This window comes from Azoarcus sp. Soil_N_20 (genome assembly GCF_057656155.1).
Window position 1 is genome coordinate 87,288 of the sequence record NZ_JBDGKX010000009.1, and the last position, 21,196, is coordinate 108,483.

Here is a 21,196-nt window from a genome sequence, read left to right on the forward strand (position 1 = left end):
TCCTTAATAGCGCAAGAGCGAACAAGCTGATGCCGATCAGCGCCAGGGTCGCAGGTTCCGGTACAGCGGCTGTAGTCGCGAAGTCGGCGACGCCGGAAAAAGAAGCAATGTCGCCATAGGGACCGGCTGCCAGAGCTTCGCCGATACCGACGCCATTGACAGCGAAATCCGCGAAAGTGGGCTTGTAGATCCAGATATCCCCGGTGAGGTCGTGGACCACTCCCATGAAGGCGCCGAGGCCATCCATGTAGTTCCACTTGCCATACACGCCGGTAAACTTGGAGCCGGCAAGGGTGGGGCCGGCTGCCTGCGGGAACAGTCGCTCGACGGTCCAGCCTGTGGGGCCCAGTACGGGGGGTGGGCGTAGCACCCACAACTCGTTCGTTCCGGACCATAGGTAGTAAGCATCGGTGACCGGATCGTAATCCATACCGAAGTGCGCGGTGAGCGGTAGCGGATCGCCGAGCAGGGATTGCGGGTGGATGTAGACGAGTTTGTTGGTGGCCCCCGCGGCGTTGAGGTCCCAGTACATCAAGGATTGAAACGCCGTCTTGACATAACTGTCAGTGTCCGGGTTATAGATGAGATGCCCGGTCTTTGCAGTGCGCATGAATACGTTCCGGGTCGAGTCGTAGGCGCCGACCCCCGTGCCTGCATATGTCTTGCTGCCCGTGATCCCGACCAGTTCCCACTGGTCCTCGGCCGGGTCGAGGCTGTTGACCGTGTATTTGAACAGCCGGCCCAGCGCGCCGTTGCCGTTCTCGGCAACGAAAACAACGTCCTTGCCATTGATCGTGGTCGCAGCGCTCGCACCCCCCTGGAGGCTCCGCGGCCCGACGTAGCCCGCCGCCGTCTGGATCGACTGGCGGTTTTCCCACATGTTTCCGCCAACGACGTTCGGGAACGTTGCCGGTCTGACCTGGGAGCCGGTCAGGCCGCCAACCTTGTTCGGGTCTCCCTTGCTGGCATCAAAGAAATAGGGGCCTGCGCGTGTAATGCCGTCGTCCCGTGCGTACTGGAGGCCGTTGCCCGGATAGGCATTGCCGCCGATCACCGCAAGGCGGTTTACCCCGGGTAAATAGACGACATTGTCAAACGTTTCTCCGGAAATGGGGGCGTGATCGGCTCCGTCAACGGTTTTCCAGTGCTTTTTCCCAGTCGCGGTATACACGTAGGTGATGGCACTCGGCAGGGAAAGCCGCTCCCAGTTCAGGGTCGACGCTGTCCACCGGTAAACTTCGTTCCCCGAGTAGGTTCCGTTGTCTCCTCCCCATATGTAGAAGTCCCCGGTGTTTGAGTCGTAACCCCCTCCGCTCCATGCGCTCATGACATATCGAGGACTCCCTGTCCCAGGGGAGGACCGTTGGGCGGTCGGGGTCCACACGTTCTGGAATTGGTTCTGATTCACCCTGAGCCAGGTGCCTGCCTCCTGGGCCTCGATCATGTCTACCAACGCACCTTCCACAGGATAGCTAAGGGCGACCGCGGGGGAGAGCAGGCCGAGCAGGGCAGCCAGGGGGAGCCTGCCTTTGGATACTGGAAAACGGTACATTTTGGTTCTCCCCGAGGAGTGATACCTGAAGGGCACGGCTACATGAGAAGTGAATGTCCCTGCACTCCTATCTCTAGCATTACGAAATCGCTTATTCCAGTGATTTGTGCGCGTCCTCTGGAACCCGTTTTGGGTCGGTCAGAAACCGTGTCTTGCCGGCGAACGCCTATGCGTTCAATCGGGGGGCTTCGCTCTCCGGGAAGCAAAAAATGCACGGCGACCGAAGAAAAAGCTTGAGTACCTCGCGATACTGTTCCTAGAATGGCTCACGAAAAGAAGACTGGTTGTCATATACCGGCATGCCTTCGGGCCAGAATCTCAGTGGTTCCGTAGTCGAGGGCTTTCAAAGGGGGCGACAAGGATGAGCTTGACGGCGGTTGCGGCCAGATTGCCTGGCCAGGGTGTAGCTGACGGCGCGCTTGCGGGGCGGATCAGTCTGTTCAACTACCTGCTCGTGGTCGCTCAGCTCGGGCTCCTGCTGTTGCTGCTGCGTCAATTCCAGATCGAGTCGGCCGCCTTCCTGCGCCTGGCGATGCTGGCCTTTGGCGGCTTTGCGATTCATGCATGGTTGCCCTTGCGTCTGCGTCTGCCGTTTTTCGTGATCCTCAGTCTGGCCGGAATCGGCATCGTCATGGGGGGCGTGAACGCGGCGTGGATGGTGGCGATCGGCTTAGTTTTGATCGGTATCTGCCACCTGCCCGTGCCCTTTTTCTGGCGCGGAGCGCTGCTGGTGGGCGCGGCGGGCGTCCTTGTGCTGCAACGGGCGGGCCATCTGCCGTTCCCGTGGTCGGACGCGATCTGGCCGATTCTAGGCGCGATGTTCATGTTCAGGCTGATCGTGTATTTCTACGATCTTCGCCATGACAAGACGCCGACCTCCCCCGTGCAGTCGCTGGCGTACTTCTTCATGCTGCCGAATGCCTGCTTTCCGCTGTTTCCGGTCATCGACTACAAGACCTTCCGCCGCAACTATTTCGACGACGACGCCTACCGTCTCTATCAGGTCGGCGTCGACTGGATGGTGCGCGGGGTCATCCACCTGATCCTGTACCGCATCGTCTACTACTACCTGACGCTGGCGCCGCATGAGGTCGCCAACCCGGCCGAGCTGGTTCAGTACCTGGTGTCCAATTTCATGTTGTACCTGCGCGTGTCGGGTCTGTTCCATCTGATCATCGGCATGCTCTACCTGTTCGGTTTCCGCCTGCCGGAGACGCACAACCGGTACTTGCTCGCCTCGAGCTTTACCGACTTCTGGCGGCGCATCAACATCTACTGGAAGGAGTTCATGCAGAAGGTCTTCTACTATCCGGCGGTGTTCAAGCTGCGCAAGCTGGGTACGACGAAGGCGCTGGTGATCGCCACCCTGTATGTCTTTTTCATGACCTGGTTCCTGCACGCCTGGCAGTGGTTCTGGCTGCGCGGGACGATGCTGCTGGTGGCGCAGGACATGTTGTTCTGGGGCATTCTCGGCGTGCTGGTGGTGGCCAACTCGCTGTACGAGATGAAGCATGGCCGGGCGCGCAGCCTCGGCGCGCCGGTGCGCACCTGGCGTACGACGGCCACGCTGGTGTTCAAGACCTATGCGACGTTCTGGTTCATCTGCGTGCTGTGGTCGTTCTGGACGACGGAGTCGCTGAGCGCGTGGGCGTCACTGTGGTCGGCGCTGGGCGGCCAGTACACGATCGGGATGCTGCTCTATCCGTCGCTCGTGCTGGCGGTGATCGTGGTCGGCAGCATTCCGCGCGATTCGGTACGCAACGTGCGCGCCTCGACGCAGGACGATCGGACCTGGATGCGGAGCCGGCTCGCCACCGTGGTGGCCCTGGTGGCACTGCTCGCGGTCAGCGTCGAGGGGCTGCATTCGCAACTCGGCAGGGAGTTCGGCACCTTCGTGCATTCCCTGCGTTCGGGGCAATTGAGCCGGCTCGATACCGCCCAGCTGGAGCGCGGCTACTACGAGAATCTGCTGTCGGTCGATCGCTTCAACTCCCAGTTGTGGGAGGTGTACATGAACAAGCCGAAGAACTGGCTCGATGTCGAAAGCACCAATCTGAAGCACTTTGTGGGGGGCTTTGCGCAGACCGAGCTGATTCCGTCCTTCGTTCAGACCACCAAGCATGGCACGGTCAGCATCAACCGCTTCGGCATGCGGGACCGCGACTACGAGGCACTGCCTGCCGCCGGAACCTTCCGTGTCGCGCTGCTGGGGGCGTCGTCGGTGATGGGATGGGGGGTCGGCGACGGTCAGACCTTCGAGGCGCTGATCGAGGAGCGGCTGAACAGCGAGTGGACGGGGGGCGCCATTGCCCGTTACGAGCTGCTCAACATGGGGGTGCCCGGCTATCAACCGCCGCAACAATTGGTGATGGCGGAGAAGGCGGTCGGCTTTCAGCCCCATGCGATCTTCTATGTGGCGACCGGGCGCGAGATCTCGCGGGCCGTCGCCTATCTCGCCGAAGCCAGCCACAAGCGCATCGACATTCCCTACGAGGGGCTGCGCGACATTGCCGGCAAGGCTGGCGTCACCGCCGGGATGCCTGAGGACGACGCCCGCAAGCGCCTGGCTCCCTACGGTCGCGAGGTGCTGGCCTACGTCTATGGGCGTATCGCCGACGAGGCGCGCCGGAACGGCAGCGTGCCGGTGTGGATCTTCCTGCCGCAGGTCCGGGAAGGCAGCTGGCAGGAGGAGACGCCGGAAACGGTCGCCATCGCCGAGGCTGCAGGCTTTGTGCCGATCAGCCTGGAGGACATCTACAAGGGGCGCAACATCAACGAGATCCGGCTCGCCGAATGGGACGATCACCCCAATGTGGCCGGCCACCAGTTGATCGCGGAACAACTCTTTGGGGGCCTGGCCGACAGGCGCGAGGCCATTTTCGGGTCCGCCCGACGCTGATTGATCTGACTGTGAGGCAATGATGGATATGAGCATGGACTTCGGGACGGCGGTCAAGAACTACATCCTCGAGGAGTTTCTGCCGGGCGAGAACCCCGACGATCTGACCGAGGATCTGCCCCTGATCAGCGGAGGCATCCTCGATTCGATCGCGACCCTGAGGATGGTCCTGCACTTTGAGGAACAGTACGGCATCGTGCTCGAGGCCCATGAGGCCGACAAGGAGCATCTCGATACCATCCGCAGCATTGCCGCGCTGCTCGCATCGAAAGTGAGGTAGCGCCAACATGGCCTCGTTGCGCTCGCTGCATCATTACTTCGGCGACTCGGTCGCCCTTCATCCCTCGCGGACCGCGGTGGTGGAACCGGGTCGGGGTTCGATCAGCTATGCGCAACTCGGTACGCTCTCCGAACGCCTGCGCGACCGCCTCGTCGCCGTCGGGGTTCGACCGGGTGATCGCGTCGGCATGTATCTGCGCAAATCGATCGATGCGGTGGCAGCGATCTACGCCATCCTCAAGGCCGGCGCTGCCTATGTGCCGGTGGATCCCGATGCGCCGCCCAGTCGCAACGCCTACATCATGCACAATTGCGCGGTGAAAGCGGTGGTGATGGAGAGGCGCTTCGAGGACCGCTTCGCAACCGAATTCTTCGGACTGGGGGAACAGCCCTTGCCTTCGCTGCTGCTGCTCGACGGGGCGGGAGGCGGAGGTCCGCTCGAGTCCTTGCTCGACGAGGCCGATGTGCAGTCTCCGGTCGCGGAAACGGCGAACGCGGAGCCGCAGGCGGATGATCTTGCCTACATTCTGTACACGTCCGGGTCGACCGGGAAACCCAAGGGCGTAATGCTCACCCACGAGAATGCGGTGAGTTTCGTGGACTGGTGTTCCGAGGTGTTCGAGCCGCAGGCCGACGACCGCTTCTCGTCGCATGCGCCGCTGCACTTCGACCTGTCGATCCTCGACGTCCACGTTGCCCTCAAGCATGGGGCGACGCTGGTCCTGATTCCCGAGGAGAGGGGCAAGGACGCCCTCCATCTGGCAAAGCTGATCGCCGAGGAGAAGATCAGCATCTGGTATTCGGCGCCTTCCATCCTCAGCCTGATGGCGCAGTTTGGCGACCTTGGCAGCCACGACTGCTCGGCGCTGCGGCTGGTGCTGTTCGCCGGCGAAGTGTTTCCGGTCAAGCATTTGCGCACGCTGTGCGCGCAATTGCCGACGCCGCGCTATTTCAATCTCTACGGTCCCACCGAAACCAATGTATGCACCTACTACGAGGTGCGGCCGCCGGTGCCCGAGACCCGTACGGCGCCCTATCCGATCGGCAAGGTGTGCGAGCATCTGCGCGGAAAGGCGGTCGACGAGCACAACGTGGTGGTGCAGCCGGGCGCGGAGGGCGAGTTGTGCATCACCGGGCGGGGCGTGATGCAGGGCTACTGGTCGTTGCCGGAGCGCACCGCGGAGAGCTTTCTGGTCGATGAGGACGGCACGCGCTGGTACCGGACCGGCGACATCGTGGTGCAGGAGGGGCCCGATGGCGACTACATCTATCGCGGCCGACGCGACCGCATGGTGAAGCGGCGCGGCTATCGGGTGGAGCTGGGCGAGATCGAGGCTGGCCTGTACCAGCATCCGCTGGTCGAAGAAGTGGCGGTGGTCGCGCAGCCGGACCCCGAGGCGGGGGTGCGCATCACCGCATTCCTGAGCAGCAAGGGCGCAGGCAAGGCCTCGCTGATCGAACTCAAACGCTTCTGCTCGGAACGGATGCCGCTGTACATGATCCCCGACCGGTTCACCTGGCTCGACGGACTGCCGAAGACGTCCACCGACAAGACCGATTACCAGCAACTGAAGGGATTGGCCTGATGGATTTCGCCTACTCCGACGAGCAGAAACAGCTACGCGACAGCACGATCAAGTTCGCCCGTGGCAGCCTCAATGCCCATGTTGTCGAACGCGATCGCGAACAGGTGTTCTCGCGGGAGTTATGGCGCGAATGCGCGACGATCGGTATCCAGGGGTTGCCGGTACCCGAAGAGTATGGCGGAACGGGGCTCGATGCCCTGTCGTGCGCGATCGTGCTGGAAGCCCTGGGCTACGGGTGCAAGGATGGCGGCTTGGTGTTCTCGCTGTGCGCCCATGTGCTGGCCTGCGTGGTGCCGGTGTGGCGCCATGGCAGCGAGGAGCAGAAACGCCGTTATCTTCCCGGGCTGTGCAACGGCGAGCTGGTCGGTGCCCACGCGATCACCGAACCGGGTTCCGGGTCCGATTCGTTCTCGATGCGCACCCGTGCCGAGCGCTCCGGCAACGGCTGGCGGATCAACGGCAGCAAGACCTTCATCTCCAACGGCCCGGTCGCGGACGTGGCGGTGGTTTTTGCCGTCACCGAGCCGGACAAGGGCTTTCACGGCGGCGTCACCGCGTTCCTGATCGACCGCGCGACCCCCGGTTTCTCCGCGGGGCAGAAATTCGACAAGATGGGACTGCGCACTTCCCCGGTCGGGGAACTCGTATTCACCGACATGGAGGTGCCTGACTCCGCCGTTCTCGGCCAGGTTGGCGGTGGTTCGGCGGTGTTCGCCACGGCGATGGACTGGGAGCGCTGCCTGCTGGTCGCCAGCCACGTCGGCACCATCGAGCGTCTGCTCGAAACCTCGATCGCCTACGCCCGCACGCGCAACCAGTTCGGCCAGGCGATCGGGAAGTTCCAGGCGGTCGCGCACAAGATCGCCGACATGAAGGTGCAGCTCGAAGCAGCCAGGCTGCTCGCCTATCGTGCCGCCTGGCGTCTGGAGAACCTCAGGAATGCGTCGCTGGATGCCGCCATGGCCAAGCTGATGGTGAGCGAAACCCTGCTCAGGACCGCGCTCGAGACGGTCCATGTGCACGGCGGCTATGGCTATATGGTCGAGTACGAGGTCGAGCGCGCACTGCGTGATGCGGTCGGCAGCACCATTTATTCAGGCACCTCCGAGATGCAGCGCAACATCATCGGACGCTGGCTCGGGCTGTAGGGTTCGAAGAATAACCCGACGGTGCCCGAGCCGAGCGAGGCGAACGGCTGGTGCACCTGTCTCAGTCCTGTCACGACGGGAAACCCCGGTACTAAACCCGGGTTCCAGAAATGCGCATGGCCTCGTCGTCGCGTAGGGATGTGTTGAAACGGCACCGGCGGTCAGCCGCAATCACTTGCTCTTGATCATCGTCCCCACGCCGTGATCAGTGAGAATCTCAAGCAGCAAACAGTGTTCCACGCGGCCGTCGATGATGTGCACCGACTTCACGCCATTGCGCGCGGCGTCGAGCGCCGAGCCGATCTTGGGCAGCATACCGCCGGACAGGGTGCCGTCGGCGACGAGGTCGTCGATCTGGCGCGGGGTGAGGCCGGTGAGCAGCGTGCCGGCCTTGTCGAGCACACCGGGGGTGTTGGTGAGCAGCACCAGCTTCTCGGCCTTGAGAATTTCCGCCAGCTTGCCGGCGACCACGTCGGCGTTGATGTTGTAGGTTTCGCCGTCGGCGCCGACGCCGATCGGGGCGATCACCGGGATGAAGTCGCCCTGATCGAGGAAGGAGATCAGGCTCGGATCGATGCTGGTGATCTCGCCGACCTGCCCGACGTCGATCAGGTCGCCGGCCGGCGCGTCGAGCTTTTGCATCATCAGCTTCTTGGCGCGGATGAAGCTGGCGTCCTTGCCGGTGAGGCCGACGGCCTTGCCGCCATGGGTATTGATCAGGTTGACGATTTCCTTGTTTACCTGGCCACCGAGCACCATTTCGACCAGCTCCATGGTTTCGGCGTCGGTTACGCGCATGCCCTGGATGAACTCGCCCTTCTTGCCGACGCGGGCGAGCAGGCTCTCGATCTGCGGCCCGCCCCCGTGCACCACCACGGGGTTGAGGCCGACCAGCTTGAGCAGCACGACATCGCGCGCGAAGCAGTCCTTGAGATGAGGGTCGGTCATCGCGTTGCCGCCGTACTTGATGACGATGGTCTTGTCGAAGAAGCGTTTGATATAGGGCAGGGCTTCGGCAAGGATCTCGGCTTTGCGGGCGGGGGTGACGTCCTGCGGTTTTGGGGTGTCGGTCATGAGGGTCCTTTGGGGTACGGATGGATTGGGCTGTGGCCCGTTGCGGGCGCGGCCGGGTGACGATGGCGCGATTCTAATGCAGCGGCCTATGGCTCGTAACCGGAGCTCTGGAACGCGCCGGGAGCCCACCGTGCGGGGGGCGCCAGCGGGCGCGTCCCGATCGGGAGCGCGAACTCGGCAACCGGGGCAAGGCTCTGGCCGCGGGCTTCGCCCGGCGGGGCGCCGAAGTGGCGCAGGATCGACCCGGGAGACAGGGTGAAGTCGAGGATTTCCGGTCCGCCGAGCAGTGCCGGGATGGCCGGTGCATTGCCGCTGAACTCGCCACTGGCGGCGAGCGTGAACGCGCCGAGGCCGACAGTGAGGTTGTTGACCGCTCTGACCTCGGCGCCCGTGGGCAGCCTGTCCGTCCACACGCGCAGAAACCATGCGCCGGTCAGGCGGTCGCTGACCAGGGTGTTGTGCGCCAGATAGAGCGCGCTGTCGGGCCAGAGATCGTCTTCGGCACCGTATGCGATGAGCACCGGATTCTGCGTGTCCGCGCTCTGCCCGATGACGTTCCCGACGACATAGGTGACCCCGCCGTTGGGCAGATCGATCTCGTAGGAGGCTTCGCCCGTCGGGCCGTCGTAGATCAGGTTGTAGCGGATCTCGTTGTGGCGTGCGCGGGTCTTGATGAGGTGGCCGCGATAGCCTTGGTGAAACCGGCTGCCGGACACTTCGAAACGGGCGATGCGACCGACGTAGAGCAGATGCGGCAGCGAGTCGTTCTGCCGGGGCGCCTGGGCGAACAGGCTGTCCTCGATGCGGAGTTCGGCGTCGTCGAAGTTCGCGGTGAGAATGCCGGTCTGGTTGTCGATGAAGCTGCTGTTGGTGACCCGCAGCCGGCCGCGCTCGAAGCGGATGCCGGCGCCATTGCCGTCGGCCACCCGCGCGCCGCGGAACTCGATGTTGTCGATGTCGAAATCCCCGTCGCGGATCACCCAGATTGCCTTGCCTTCGGCGCTGGCGCCGGCGGCGACCAGCACCGGACGCTCGCCCACGCCGCGGATCGTGAGCTGCTTCTGTGGCCATGAGGCCACGTCGCCGTGGTATTCGCCGGACATGATCTCGACGATGTCGCCGTCCTTTGCAAGACGCGCGGCTTCCGCGATGAGGGTGATCCGCTCGCGCGGCCCCACTCGCAGCGTCTCGGCCTGAGTGCTACCGATGCAGCAGCCCAGCAGCAAGACTGTGAGTGGGAGGCGCATGGCGTAGCCCTGGAGAGAAAATGTCCATGCATTCTCGCCTCATGCCTCGTGCACCTCAAGAGCAGATGACCGATGCGCAGCAAAAAGCCGCCGGCTCATGGTGAGCCGGCGGCCTGTTCGCGGCAGCTGCGAGGTCTGCCCTCAGTCGATCGTCAGCCGTTTGGCCTGCGACTCGAGCTTCTTCGGCAGGTTCAACTGCAGCACGCCGTCGTTGAACTTGGCGCTGGCCTTGGCTTCGTCGACATCCTGGCCGAGCTGGAAGCTGCGTGAAACCTTGCCGAAGTAGCGTTCGGTGCGCAGCACGCGCTCGCCTTCCTTCACTTCCTTCTCTTGCTTGCGCTCGGCACTGATTGCGACCACCGGACCATCGATATGGACGTGGATGTCTTCCTTCTTGACGCCCGGCAGTTCGGCGTGGACATCGTAACTTTCGGGGTTTTCCTTGACGTCTACGCGCATCTGCGGCGCTTCGATGTTACCGTTCGAACCGAAATCCACCGGGCGTACGAAAAAGCCGCGGAAGAAGTCATCGAGGGGATCACGACGGATCAGATTGCTCATGTTCGCTCTCCTTTAACTGTTGGTTCTCGCCGGAATCCACCGGCTTCACCACGAATATAGGTGCCCCTTCTGTGGTTTCAAGGGCCGAGTGCGAGTTTGTTGAGGTAGCGCAATGAACGAAGATTCGAACGTTGACAGGGGTGCGATCGACGCGGCTCCGACCAATTGCTGTCCGCGTTGCGGCAAGGGCTTTACCTGCGGAATGGCCGCGGGCGAGGCGATCTGCTGGTGTGTCGCGCACCCGCCGATCTTCGCGGTGCCTGGGGGCGATGCGGCCGACGCCGCCTGTTATTGTCCCAACTGTCTGGCCGAATTGGTCGCACAGCGCCGCAGCACGGTTGGACCGTAACATCCGGTTCGCCGTACGGGATGTGCGGGCGCCCCGACGACGGGCGGTTTTCGTAGGGTCGGCTTCAGCCGGCCGCAGGTGCCCGGGGCCCGGCATTCGTGCCCGAATCACCCCTGTGGCGGGTTGAACCACCCCTACGGCGCCGGTACCGGGGAGGCATACTCGACCGGGATAGCGGTAGCTACGGCGCCTGTGCCGGGACCTTCGCCGCACCCGACAGATCGACGAAGGCCCAGAACGCCACCTGCTGTCCGGCCCACCATTCGGCGGCTTCGCGCAGGATGGTGAGGGCGGTCTCGAAGTCTTCGCGATGCTGCTCGCGGAATTCTCCGGCATGCTCGAGCAAGACCACATGGCCTGGCGCCGATCGCCAGCTCAGGTCGGTGAGGCAGTCGGCGAGCGCATCCCAGTTGTGTCCGAACCAGTCGGGAAAGCGCAGCTCGCCGGCGATCCGCGCGAGGAGTGCGGCCTTGTCGGCGCAGCCCTCGAGATCGATCCGGGCGCAGGCGAATCCGAGTCGTGCGGCGGTATCTGCGAGCCGTGCCGCGCTGCCCGGCGGCAGGGGGCGTACGCCGGCGCGGGTGACGTCGGCCAGTACGGTGGTGAGCGGGGTCGGAGCGTTGTGGGTGTTCATGGGCGAGGTTCGATGCGGCGGAAGCTACGGTAGTGATCCGCCGTGTAGTAGAAGACTTCCGGCGGGTTGCCGCCGGTGACGATGCGCCGTGCGCCGCGGTCGCGAGCGCCAGGGGTTGGCACGGTGTATTCACGATAGTAGCCGCGCGGCTTGGCGGCCAGTAGTCGTTCGCGGTTGTGGAATACGGTGCCGTCCTTGCGATACGGATAGGGGCCGCCACGCTCGATGCGCTCGAGGGTGGCGACCGCTTCCGGTGGCAGGGCGGACGGCCCTGCATCGGAGCCGGCCGGGCCGCAGGCGGCGAGAATCCACAGCAGCGGAACGGCCCGGACGATGCGGGCGAGGGTGCGCACCACCGGGTGGAACCTCATTTTCGGCTGGCGGGGGCGCGGAACAGGGCGGATCTGCCTGCCGTCTCGATGATTCGTTCCGGGCGAATGCCGTAACGCTTGATCAGGCCGTGCATGAATTCGGTGATCGCCGACAGCCGGGTGCTGGCCGGGGAGAGGATGCGGGCGCGGTCGATGAGGCTGCGCGCCTGCCTGGCAAAGGCTTCGTTCCAGCCCCGATGCTCGATGTGACGGAGCAGGGCGAGCGCGGCATTGAACAGGACGTGCGGGTTGCCGGGCATCTTGCGCGCCGCATTCATCATCTCGGCCACGGCGCCGTCGTAGTCGCCGGCATGGGCTTTTTCGGCGCCGACCGAGATCAGCTCCTTGACCTCGCTCTGGACGCGCTGCTCGATGTCCTTCGACAGGTTTTCCAGGCCGCGGGACTTGAGCAGGGCGCGGGTGGTCTCGACCGTGTGTTCATCGGCCGAGGTGCGCAGGATGTCCATCACCATGTCGCTGCCGGCCTCACCGAGCTGGTGGTCGAAGCAGGCCTTGATCAGCTCCTGCTTGAGTCCGACCGACAGCTTGGCCGCACCCGGGGCCGATTTTGCGGCCGCCAGCAGGGCGGCCTGGGCGCGCGCGGTGTCGCCGGTATGGGCGTGCAGCATGGCGCTCGACAGCGCCCGGCACAGGTCGGCCTTGGGCTGGCCGCCCATCGACCGTTCGAGATCGGCGATGGTCGCGCTGGCGTTGTCGATCCGGTTCAGCGCGATCTGGGCCTGGACCAGGCGGACGTGGTCCTCGGGGTCGCGGAAATCGGAATACTTGCCTTTGCGCACGACTTCGGCGAGCGCTTCCTCGGCGGCCACCGGGTCGCCTACCGCCAGCGACAGCTCGCCCAGGTGGCGCAGACGCTTGACCCGGTAGGGCGAGTGCCCGGTTGCGGTGCGCAGCACGTCACGCGCGGCCTCGGCATGGCCGGCTTCCTCGTGCAGTTGGGCAAGCAGGTCGTAGGCGGCGATGAAACGGTCGTTCTCGGCGACCAGTTCGGTGAGGATGCGCTCGGCTTCGGGATAGGACTTCTTCAGCAACAGTGCACGGGCGAGTCCGAGGCGGGCCCACGGGATGTATTTGCCGTTGAGAATCTCGCGGTAGATCGCTTCGGCCTCCCCGATCTGTCCGGCCGAGGTGTGCAGCTCGGCCTGCAGGCGCATGAAGTCGATCAGATACTGCGGATGCTGGTCCACTGCCTCCTTGCAGTAGGCAATGGCACCGAGCGCGTCGCCGATGCCCATCAGCCGCCACGCCGGCAGGAAGGCGTCGCGCTTGTCGATGGCGCGCATCAGCCGCACGCGCAGGGCCTCGGCGGCGAGTGGCTTGAGGATGTAGTCGTTGGGCGCGAGTTCGGCGGTGCTGACCACCCGTTCGTAGTTGCGCTCGCCGGTGATCATCACGAACAGGGCTTCGAGCGGGATGATCTCGTGGCTGCGCAGGTCTTCGAGCAGGTGCTGTCCGTCCTGGCCCTCGCCGAGGTTGTACTCGCACAGGATCAGGTCATAGCGCTGTTCGCGCAGCCGGCGCACCGCCATCCCCGCCGAAACTGCAAACTGCACGTCCTCCATGCCGATCGAGGACAGCATGGTGCGCAGCTGCGCACGCATGGTGGGCTGGCTTTCGATGACCAGTACGCGGAGCTGATCGAGGGTGGCCATGATGGTAGAAAGTGCGCGTCGAACCGCGTTTGGGTGCCTGAGTCAAAGCTTACGGCATTCCAGGGCGGAATCTGTAGCGAATTACTGCAAGCACCGCGCGGGACGCGGTCGGTCGCGTGCGCCGGGTACCGCTGTCAGCCGGTTTCGCGCACGACCCTGAGGATGTCTTCGCCGTAGGCCTCGAGCTTGCGGTCACCGATGCCGGAGATATGGCCGAGTTCGCTCAGGCTGGCGGGGCGGCCGACGGCGATTTCGCGCAGGGTGGCGTCGTGGAAGATGACGTAGGCCGGCACGTTGCGTTCTTTCGCGGTCGCTGCGCGCCAGGCGCGCAACTGGTCGAACAGCGTGGTCGGAATGCCGCCCGGGATGTCGAGACGCGCGGCGCTGCGCCGGCTGCGGCTCTTGGTTTTTTCGGGAGACAGCCGCAGCAGGAAATCCGACTCGCCGCGCAGCAGCGGGCGGGCGAGGTCGGTGAGCGCGAGCGCGTTGTAGCGTTCGTGATCGACCGCGACCAACTCACGTGCCACCAGCTGACGGAACACCGTGCGCCAGCGCTTCTCGTCGAGTTCGCTGCCGATGCCGAAGGTGCTGATCCGTTCGTGGCCGCGTTCGAGCACCTTCTCGGTGGTCTCGCCGCGCAGCACATCGATCAGGTGGCCGGCACCATAGCGCTGGCCGGTGCGGAACACGCACGACAGCGCCTTGCGCGCGGCGTCGGTGGCGTCCCAGGTTTGCGGCGGGACCAGACAGTTGTCGCAGTTGCCGCAGGGCTCGGCCGCTTCGCCGAAATAGGCGAGCAGATGCTGGCGCCGGCAGGAGGTGGCCTCGACCAGACCGACGAGCACCTCGAGCCGGTTGCGCCCGAGGCGCTTGAACTCCTCGCTGCCCTCGGATTCGTCGATCATCCGCCGTTGCTGCACCACGTCCTGCGCGCCCCAGGCCATCCACGCCTGCGCGCTCATGCCGTCGCGTCCGGCACGGCCGGTTTCCTGGTAGTAGCCTTCGATCGAGCGCGGCAGGTCGAGGTGGGCGACGAAACGCACGTCGGGCTTGTCGATACCCATGCCGAAGGCGATCGTGGCCACCATGATCACCCCGTCCTCGCGCAGGAAACGGTTCTGGTGCTCGGCGCGCATCTCCTGGCTCAGGCCGGCGTGGTAGGGCAGGGCGTTCAGTCCCTGCTCCTGCAGCCAGGCGGCGGTCTCTTCGACCTTGCGCCGCGATAGGCAATACACGATGCCGGCGTCCGTGGGGTATTCCTCGCGGATGAAGCCGAGCAGCTGGCGGCGCGGATCGTCCTTCTCGACGATGGTGTAGCGGATGTTGGGGCGGTCGAAGCTGGAGATGAAGCGGCGCGCCTCGCCCAGCCGCAGCCGGGTGGCGATTTCCTCGCGGGTCTGGCGGTCGGCGGTGGCGGTCAGCGCGATGCGCGGAATCGACGGATAGCGTTCCGGCAGGATCGAGAGCTGCAGGTATTCGGGGCGGAAGTCATGGCCCCATTGCGACACGCAGTGCGCTTCGTCGATCGCGAACAGGGCGAGACGGTTGGTGTCGCGCAGGTGATCGAGCTGATCGAGAAAGCGCGGCGTCATCAGCCGTTCGGGCGCGACGTAGAGCAGGTCGAGGCTGCCGTCGTGGAGCGCGCGCTCGACCGCACGGCCCGCGTCGGCGCCGAGGCTGGAATTGAGGAAGGCGGCATTGACGCCGGCCTCGACCAGCGCGCTGACCTGGTCGTGCATCAACGCGATCAGCGGTGACACGACGATGGCCGTGCCGTCGCGCAGCAGTGCCGGCACCTGGTAGCACAGCGACTTGCCGCCGCCGGTGGGCATCAGTACCAGCGCATCGCCGCCGGCCGCAACGTGCTCGACAACGGCCTGTTGTTCGCCACGGAAGGCGGTGTAGCCGAAAACGTGTTCGAGGACGTGGAGGGCGGAGGTGTATTGGGCGGGCATCGGCCGCCATTTTAATGCACCGGGCGCCGACGCGGGGTTTCGTTGCACTGCGGCAGCTATTAGCCCGCAATTAAAGACGTGAAGTCAAGTGTTGGCACCTTATCCCTCCCCCTTCAAGGGGGGCGTAACCGGGGTTTCAGCGAGCACTGCTCGCTGCCGGCGTAGCGGTGAGGCATCGCCGAGACTACCGGTTAGGAGGGGGATGGGTTACTGCGGCACCTGATAAACCCATCCCCACCCCAGCCCGGGAGTCTCCGCTGCGCTACGCCGCTCTGCAGGCGGCGAGCGGTGCTCGCCGAAGTCCCTGCTTCGCCCCCTTGAAGGGGAGGGAGTCGCCGTGCCGTAATCCGCTCGGTATCGCCTAATTGATTGCCGGGTTAATAGCTGTTCTGTGCCCGGATGCGACCGATCAGGGCGGTGGTCGAACGATCGACCTCGAACGGAATCGAGTGCACCTGGCCGCCCCATCCCCGCACTTCGGGCGCGCCGACGATGGTGTCGGGGGCCCAGTCGCCGCCCTTGACCAGGATGTCGGGTCGGGCGGCGAGGATGCGTTCGAGCGGAGTGTCTTCGTCGAACCAGGTCACCAGATCGACACTCTCGAGCGCTGCCATGACCGCCATACGGTCTTCGAGCGGGTTCAGCGGGCGATCATCGCCCTTGCCCAGGCGCCGTACCGAGGCGTCGGTGTTGAGCGCGACCACCATTGCCGCGCCGAGCGCGCGGGCCTGGGCGAGGTAGGTCACGTGGCCGCGGTGCAGGATGTCGAAGCAGCCGTTGGTGAACACCAGCGGCCGCGGGAGATCGGCGCAGCGGGCGGCCAGCGCTGCGGGCGGACACAGTTTGGATGCGAAGGCGGGCGGGGAGTAGCTCATGTTGATCCGGGGTCACAGGCACGGATGCCGATTGTAAGCGATCGGCGGAAGGGTGAATTGGTACCGGTACAGGGCGGCGGGCGGGGCAGGCGCTGCGAATCCCGCGGCACCGGGCACGCGGCACCCGGCGCCTTGCGCTGCCCGCTTGCGGCAGGCTGCTAGAATTGCCCGCCCGGGCCGACTGCCCTCGAACAACGGGAGACCTGTCAATGAAGGGATGGCTGCGGGGCGTACGGCGGATCGCATCGCCGAATTTCGATGCCCGGCCGGAGGGCGAGCGGATCGCCCTGATCGTGATCCACGCCATCAGCCTGCCACCGGACCGCTTCGGGGGCCCGGGCGTGATCGAACTGTTCACCAACCGGCTCGATCCGGGCGCGCATCCCTACTACGCGACCATTCATCAACTGCGGGTTTCGGCGCACTTCTTCATTCGTCGCGACGGCGAGCTGATCCAGTTCGTGCCCACCGCCGCACGGGCGTGGCATGCCGGCGTTTCGTGCTGGCGCGGGCGGGCGCGCTGCAACGATTTTTCGATCGGGATCGAACTCGAAGGCTGCGACACGATGCCGTTCGAGGAGGCGCAGTACCGCAGCCTGGCCGGCCTGCTGAAGCGCCTGCGGCGACGCTATCCGGGGATCGAGGTCGCCGGGCATGCGGACATCGCGCCGGGCCGCAAGACTGACCCGGGGCCGCTTTTTGACTGGAGTTGGCCGGGGCTTGTGGCAGATGCGCAACGTCCACATTTTGACAATAGTCAATAAGATCAATAGAATCCATTCACGCTGCACTGCAGCATTCTTAGCAAGTCATTTTTTCGGTGCGTTGCCACGTAACAACGACACGGCACATCGGTCATGGATGCGCGCACCGCGGGGGCAAGGGGTCTGGTTGCGGCCCTTGCCTTTACACCTACTGGCGACCGAGCACTTCGCACGGCTTCCCGGCTTACCGGCCGGGAGGTCTCCACCCCACCCGGTGACAATCCGGGTTTGGCCACGATTCTCACCTGAATCGGGCGGCGAGGTGCTCCGGTCTCAGCATGGAGGACGCCATGAAATACGCAATGTCGGTCGAGGGTATCGCGCGTGCTGCCGGTGCCTGGTTGTTTCGCATGGCACACGGTTGTGTGCTTTCCCTGGGGTTGGTTGCAATCGTGTTCATCGGCTCCGGCCGGGTCGGCGATCAGCCATCGGCTTCGTTTGACGCCCTGGTTTCCGAGGCGCGGGCCGCAGAGCCGCCGTCGGCTCCCGTCGAGCCGGTCGTGGAGCCGGTCGTCGAGGCGTTTGCGCTGTCGCGCGAAATGGAACGGGTTCGCGATTGGGTTTCGCGTCGCTACCGGGTGTCGACGGTGGTGCTCGAGCCGGTGCTGCGCGCGGCCGAGGAGGCGGGAGGTCACGTCGGTATCGACCCTTTGCTGATTGTTGCGGTGATGGCGGTGGAGTCGAGTTTCAACCCTTTCGCCGAGAGCACCATGGGGGCGCAGGGCCTGATGCAGGTGATTCCGCGCTTCCACATGGACAAGATCGGCGATGCGAGCGGGAAGAATGCCTTGTTCGACCCCGAGATCAACGTGCGCGTCGGTACGCTGGTGCTGCACGAAGGCTTGCGCCGCTATGGCAGCATGCAGTCCGCACTGCAGTATTACGGCGGGGCACTGAAAGATCCCGAAGCCGCTTATGCACGCAAGGTGTTGGCCATGAAGCAGCGCCTGATCTCGGCCGCGGGACGCAAGTCGGGCAGCGCTGCCTGAGGGCTGCGTGGACCAGGAGGCTGGCGCAGCGGATCGGCCTCGAGTCCGACCGCCTCCTATAGCACGGCGCGCATGCGCTCGGTCGCCTCGAGCAGGCGTTCGCAGCGGGTGGTGTAGGCGATGCGCAGGTGCTTGCGCGGGCGGTGATGGCCGAAGTCGAGCCCTGGGGTGACTGCGACCCCGGCGTCCTCGATCAGGCGACGGGCGAGTTGTTCGCTGTCGTCGGTCAGCGCGGAGACGTCGGCATAGATGTAGAACGCCCCCTGGGGTTCGGTGGCGATGTTGAAGCCGAGCTCGCGCAGGGCCGGCAGCAGGGTGTCGCGACGGCGGGCGAATTCGTGACGGCGCGCCTCGAGGATGTCCAGCGTGGCCGGTTCGAAGGCCGCGAGGGCGGCATGCTGCGCCGGTGTCGAGGGCGAGATGAAAAAGTGCTGCGCCAGTTTTTCGATCTCGCGCACATAGGCCCGTGGCGCCACCAGCCAGCCCAGGCGCCAGCCGGTCATGCCGAAATACTTGGAAAAGCTGTTCACCACGAACAGATTGTCGGCGTCGGTCAGTCGGGGCTGCGACAGCACGGTCGAGCTGCCGACACCATAGGTCAGACCCTGATAGATCTCGTCGACCAGCAGCAGGCCGTCCTTCGCCTGCGTCGTGCGCTGGAGTGCGGCAAGTTCGTCGGCGCCGAGCAAGGTGCCGGTCGGATTCGACGGGGTGGCCACCATCAGGCCGCGGGTACGTTCGCGCCAGGCGGCATCGACCTGCGCCGGCGTCGGCTGGTAGCGGGTGGCGGCATCGACCGGCAGTGCGCGTGCCACCCCTTCGAAGCTTCGCACCAGATGACGGTTGGACGGATAGCCGGGGTCGGGCAGCAGCCATTCGTCGCCCGGGTCGGTGGTCGCGGCCAGCGCCAGCATCAGCGCGCCGGAGGCGCCCGAGGTCACGACGATGCGCTCGGCCTCCACCTGCGCGCCGAAGCGGCTCCGGTAGAACGCCGAGATCGCCTCGCGCAGAGCCGGCAGTCCGAGACCGGGGGTGTAGTGCACGTCGCCGCCGGCAATGAAGCGGCTGGCGGCGGCGATCATCGGCGGTGGCGTGGGAAAGTCCGGCTCGCCGACCTCCATGTGGATGATGTCGCGCCCCGCGGCCTCGAGTTCGCGGGCGCGGCGCAACAGCTCCATGACGTGGAAGGGCTGGATGTCTGCCATGCGGCGGGCAAGGTGCACCGATGTCATCACGCGACTCCTGCAAAAGAAAAAGCGCCGACGATGCGGCGCTTTGTTCGATAAACCGGCCGTGGAGGCCAGTCTATCCCGTCTCAGTCGATATTCAGCGCCAGCTCGAACAGTTCGCGCTTGAGCACGAACTCGCGCGGCAAGCGGTCCTGCAGCTTGTCGAACCATTCCTTGTGCAGTTCGAGCTCCTGTTTCCAGGCGTCGGCATCGACCTTGGTGAGGGCGTCGAACTCGGCCTTGCTGACGTTGGCACCGGTCCAGTCGAGATCCTCGAAGCGCGGCATCCAGCCCAGGGTGGTTTCCTTGGCGGCGATGCGGCCCTTGCAGCGGTCGACGATCCACTTGAGCACGCGCATGTTGTCGCCGAAGCCGGGCCAGATGAACTCGCCCTTCTCGTTCATGCGGAACCAGTTCACGCAGAAGATCTTGGGTGTGTTCTCGACCACGTGACCCATCTTCAACCAGTGGTTGAAGTAGTCGCCCATGTGGTAGCCGCAGAACGGCAGCATGGCGAACGGGTCGCGACGGACCACGCCCTGTGCGCCGAAGGCGGCGGCGGTGGTCTCCGAACCGAGCGTGGCGGCCATATAGACGCCGAAGTTCCAGTTGAAGGCCTGGTACACCAGCGGCACGGTGGTGGCGCGACGGCCGCCGAAGATGAAGGCCGAGATCGGCACGCCGGCGGGATCTTCCCAGTTCGGGTCGATCGACGGACACTGGCTGGCCGGGGCGGTGAAGCGCGAATTCGGGTGCGCGGCCTTGCGCCCGGTTTCCTTCGCGATCTCCGGAGTCCAGTCCTTGCCCTGCCAGTCGATCAGGTGTGCGGGCGCTTCCTTGGTCATGCCTTCCCACCACACGTCGCCGTCGTCGGTCAGCGCGACGTTGGTGAAGATGATGTTTTCCTTCAGCGTGGCCATCGCGTTGAAGTTGGTCTTCTCGGAGGTACCCGGGGCGACGCCGAAGAAGCCGGCTTCGGGGTTGATGGCGTAGAACTTGCCATCCTTGCCTGGCTTGATCCAGGCGATGTCGTCACCGACGGTGGTGATCTTCCAGCCGTCGAAGGACTTGGGCGGGATCAGCATGGCGAAGTTGGTCTTGCCGCAGGCCGACGGGAAGGCGGCCGCGACGTAGGTCTTCTCGCCTTCGGGCGATTCCACGCCGAGGATCAGCATGTGCTCGGCCAGCCAGCCTTCGTCACGCGCCATGGTGGAGGCGATGCGCAGCGCGAAGCACTTCTTGCCGAGCAGGGCGTTGCCGCCGTAGCCCGAACCGTAGGACCAGATCTCGCGGGTTTCGGGGAAATGGACGATGTACTTGGTGGTCGGGTTGCACGGCCAGCGGCTGTCCTTCTCGCCGTGGGCGATCGGGGCGCCGACCGAGTGCACGCAAGGCACGAACTCGCCACTGGTGCCGAGCACGTCGAATACGGCGCGGCCCATGCGGGTCATGGTGCGCATGTTGGTGACGACGTAGGGGCTGTCGGTGATCTCGATGCCGATGTGGGCGATCGGCGAGCCGAGCGGGCCCATCGAGAACGGGATGACGTACATGGTGCGGCCGTGCATCGCACCCTTGAACAGATCGTTCAGGGTGCCGCGCATGACGGCGGGCTCTTCCCAGTTGTTGGTGGGGCCGGCGTCACCCTTGTCCTTCGAGCAGATGAAGGTGCGGTCTTCGACCCGGGCCACGTCGGACGGGTCGGAGAAGGCGAGGAAGGAGTTCTTGCGCTTTTCCGGGTTGAGCTTGATCAGCATGCCCGACTCGACCATCTCCGCGCACAGGCGGTCGTATTCTTCCTGGGAGCCATCGCACCAGACGACCTGGTCCGGTTCGGTAAGACTGGCGATCTGTGCCACCCACTGCTTCAGACCTTCATGACGGACGTAATCGGGGGCAGCGGCAAGTGCCGCGTCGGCAAAGCGTTGACTCATGGCGTAAAGCTCTCCAGGTTGCGGATGCGAAACCGGTTCCCGTCGGTCGAGCCCGATCAGTCTCGAAAGGCCTTGCG

Annotated in this window: 17 protein-coding genes and 1 pseudogene; 7 read left to right on the plus strand and 11 right to left on the minus strand. The window is 64.8% G+C overall.

Annotated features, from left to right (window positions below; translation table 11 throughout):
- Nucleotides 1-7: 7 nt before the first annotated feature.
- A pseudogene (locus tag AC3A35_RS18030) lies at nucleotides 8-1,552 on the minus strand (PEP-CTERM sorting domain-containing protein); the annotation flags it as partial.
- Between the two features lie 361 nt (nucleotides 1,553-1,913).
- Here AC3A35_RS18030 and AC3A35_RS18035 point away from each other — a divergent pair.
- Genes AC3A35_RS18035 through AC3A35_RS18050 form a run of 4 tightly spaced genes read left to right on the plus strand, consistent with a single transcriptional unit; the run spans nucleotide 1,914 to nucleotide 7,464 of the window.
- Complete coding sequence (locus AC3A35_RS18035; protein ID WP_487437577.1) at nucleotides 1,914-4,451, plus strand: SGNH/GDSL hydrolase family protein; 2,538 nt, start codon at nucleotides 1,914-1,916, stop codon at nucleotides 4,449-4,451.
- Between the two features lie 34 nt (nucleotides 4,452-4,485).
- Nucleotides 4,486-4,731 carry an acyl carrier protein gene (locus AC3A35_RS18040; RefSeq protein ID WP_487437578.1) on the plus strand — a complete coding sequence of 82 codons (246 nt, stop codon included), beginning with the start codon at nucleotides 4,486-4,488 and terminating at the stop codon, nucleotides 4,729-4,731.
- 7 nt (nucleotides 4,732-4,738) lie between these two features.
- Nucleotides 4,739-6,316 carry an amino acid adenylation domain-containing protein gene (locus AC3A35_RS18045; RefSeq protein ID WP_487437579.1) on the plus strand — a complete coding sequence of 526 codons (1,578 nt, stop codon included), beginning with the start codon at nucleotides 4,739-4,741 and terminating at the stop codon, nucleotides 6,314-6,316.
- Nucleotides 6,316-7,464, plus strand: a complete 1,149-nt coding sequence (locus tag AC3A35_RS18050) for an acyl-CoA dehydrogenase family protein (RefSeq protein ID WP_487437580.1) — start codon at nucleotides 6,316-6,318, stop codon at nucleotides 7,462-7,464. The genes AC3A35_RS18045 and AC3A35_RS18050 overlap by 1 nt, the downstream gene beginning before the upstream one ends.
- A gap of 171 nt (nucleotides 7,465-7,635) precedes the next feature.
- On the opposite strand, the gene argB is transcribed toward AC3A35_RS18050, so the two are convergent.
- From argB to AC3A35_RS18065, 3 genes are all read right to left on the minus strand, one after another.
- Nucleotides 7,636-8,538, minus strand: coding sequence for an acetylglutamate kinase (gene argB, locus AC3A35_RS18055; protein WP_487437581.1), 903 nt, complete (start codon nucleotides 8,536-8,538; stop codon nucleotides 7,636-7,638).
- A gap of 86 nt (nucleotides 8,539-8,624) precedes the next feature.
- Nucleotides 8,625-9,785, minus strand: a complete 1,161-nt coding sequence (locus AC3A35_RS18060) for a right-handed parallel beta-helix repeat-containing protein (protein WP_487437582.1) — start codon at nucleotides 9,783-9,785, stop codon at nucleotides 8,625-8,627.
- Nucleotides 9,786-9,926: 141 nt separating this feature from the next.
- The gene (locus AC3A35_RS18065; protein ID WP_487437583.1) at nucleotides 9,927-10,346 is read right to left on the minus strand and encodes an Hsp20/alpha crystallin family protein; all 420 of its coding nucleotides are present in this window, start codon (nucleotides 10,344-10,346) and stop codon (nucleotides 9,927-9,929) included.
- 112 nt (nucleotides 10,347-10,458) lie between these two features.
- Between AC3A35_RS18065 and AC3A35_RS18070 the strand changes: the two genes are divergently transcribed.
- Nucleotides 10,459-10,695 (plus strand): cysteine-rich CWC family protein, encoded by a 237-nt coding sequence (locus AC3A35_RS18070; RefSeq protein WP_487437584.1) that lies wholly within the window; start codon nucleotides 10,459-10,461, stop codon nucleotides 10,693-10,695.
- A 181-nt stretch (nucleotides 10,696-10,876) separates the two neighbouring features.
- Here the strand turns inward: AC3A35_RS18070 and AC3A35_RS18075 are convergent, their stop codons facing one another.
- The 5 genes from AC3A35_RS18075 to rfaE2 all read right to left on the minus strand — a co-directional run bounded on the left by AC3A35_RS18075 (nucleotide 10,877) and on the right by rfaE2 (nucleotide 16,203).
- Nucleotides 10,877-11,329 carry a barstar family protein gene (locus AC3A35_RS18075; RefSeq protein WP_487437585.1) on the minus strand — a complete coding sequence of 151 codons (453 nt, stop codon included), beginning with the start codon at nucleotides 11,327-11,329 and terminating at the stop codon, nucleotides 10,877-10,879.
- On the minus strand, nucleotides 11,326-11,700 hold the full coding sequence (locus AC3A35_RS18080; RefSeq protein WP_487437586.1) for a guanyl-specific ribonuclease: 375 nt from the start codon (nucleotides 11,698-11,700) through the stop codon (nucleotides 11,326-11,328). The genes AC3A35_RS18075 and AC3A35_RS18080 overlap by 4 nt, the downstream gene beginning before the upstream one ends.
- The gene (locus AC3A35_RS18085) at nucleotides 11,697-13,373 is read right to left on the minus strand and encodes a response regulator (RefSeq protein WP_487437587.1); all 1,677 of its coding nucleotides are present in this window, start codon (nucleotides 13,371-13,373) and stop codon (nucleotides 11,697-11,699) included. The genes AC3A35_RS18080 and AC3A35_RS18085 overlap by 4 nt, the downstream gene beginning before the upstream one ends.
- Before the next feature lie 134 nt (nucleotides 13,374-13,507).
- On the minus strand, nucleotides 13,508-15,328 hold the full coding sequence (gene recQ, locus AC3A35_RS18090; protein ID WP_487437588.1) for a DNA helicase RecQ: 1,821 nt from the start codon (nucleotides 15,326-15,328) through the stop codon (nucleotides 13,508-13,510).
- A 377-nt stretch (nucleotides 15,329-15,705) separates the two neighbouring features.
- Complete coding sequence (gene rfaE2 / locus AC3A35_RS18095; RefSeq protein WP_487437589.1) at nucleotides 15,706-16,203, minus strand: D-glycero-beta-D-manno-heptose 1-phosphate adenylyltransferase; 498 nt, start codon at nucleotides 16,201-16,203, stop codon at nucleotides 15,706-15,708.
- A 209-nt stretch (nucleotides 16,204-16,412) separates the two neighbouring features.
- On the opposite strand from rfaE2, the gene ampD reads away from it, so the two are divergent.
- Nucleotides 16,413-16,967, plus strand: a complete 555-nt coding sequence (gene ampD, locus AC3A35_RS18100; RefSeq protein WP_487437705.1) for a 1,6-anhydro-N-acetylmuramyl-L-alanine amidase AmpD — start codon at nucleotides 16,413-16,415, stop codon at nucleotides 16,965-16,967.
- Nucleotides 16,968-17,257: 290 nt separating this feature from the next.
- Nucleotides 17,258-17,956: a lytic transglycosylase domain-containing protein gene (locus AC3A35_RS18105; RefSeq protein WP_487437590.1), complete on the plus strand. Its 699-nt coding sequence runs from the start codon at nucleotides 17,258-17,260 to the stop codon at nucleotides 17,954-17,956.
- Nucleotides 17,957-18,012: 56 nt separating this feature from the next.
- Here the strand turns inward: AC3A35_RS18105 and AC3A35_RS18110 are convergent, their stop codons facing one another.
- Both AC3A35_RS18110 and AC3A35_RS18115 read right to left on the minus strand, forming a co-directional pair.
- Nucleotides 18,013-19,188, minus strand: a complete 1,176-nt coding sequence (locus AC3A35_RS18110) for a pyridoxal phosphate-dependent aminotransferase (RefSeq protein ID WP_487437591.1) — start codon at nucleotides 19,186-19,188, stop codon at nucleotides 18,013-18,015.
- Nucleotides 19,189-19,271: 83 nt separating this feature from the next.
- The gene (locus AC3A35_RS18115; protein ID WP_487437592.1) at nucleotides 19,272-21,119 is read right to left on the minus strand and encodes a phosphoenolpyruvate carboxykinase (GTP); all 1,848 of its coding nucleotides are present in this window, start codon (nucleotides 21,117-21,119) and stop codon (nucleotides 19,272-19,274) included.
- Nucleotides 21,120-21,196: the final 77 nt, after the last annotated feature.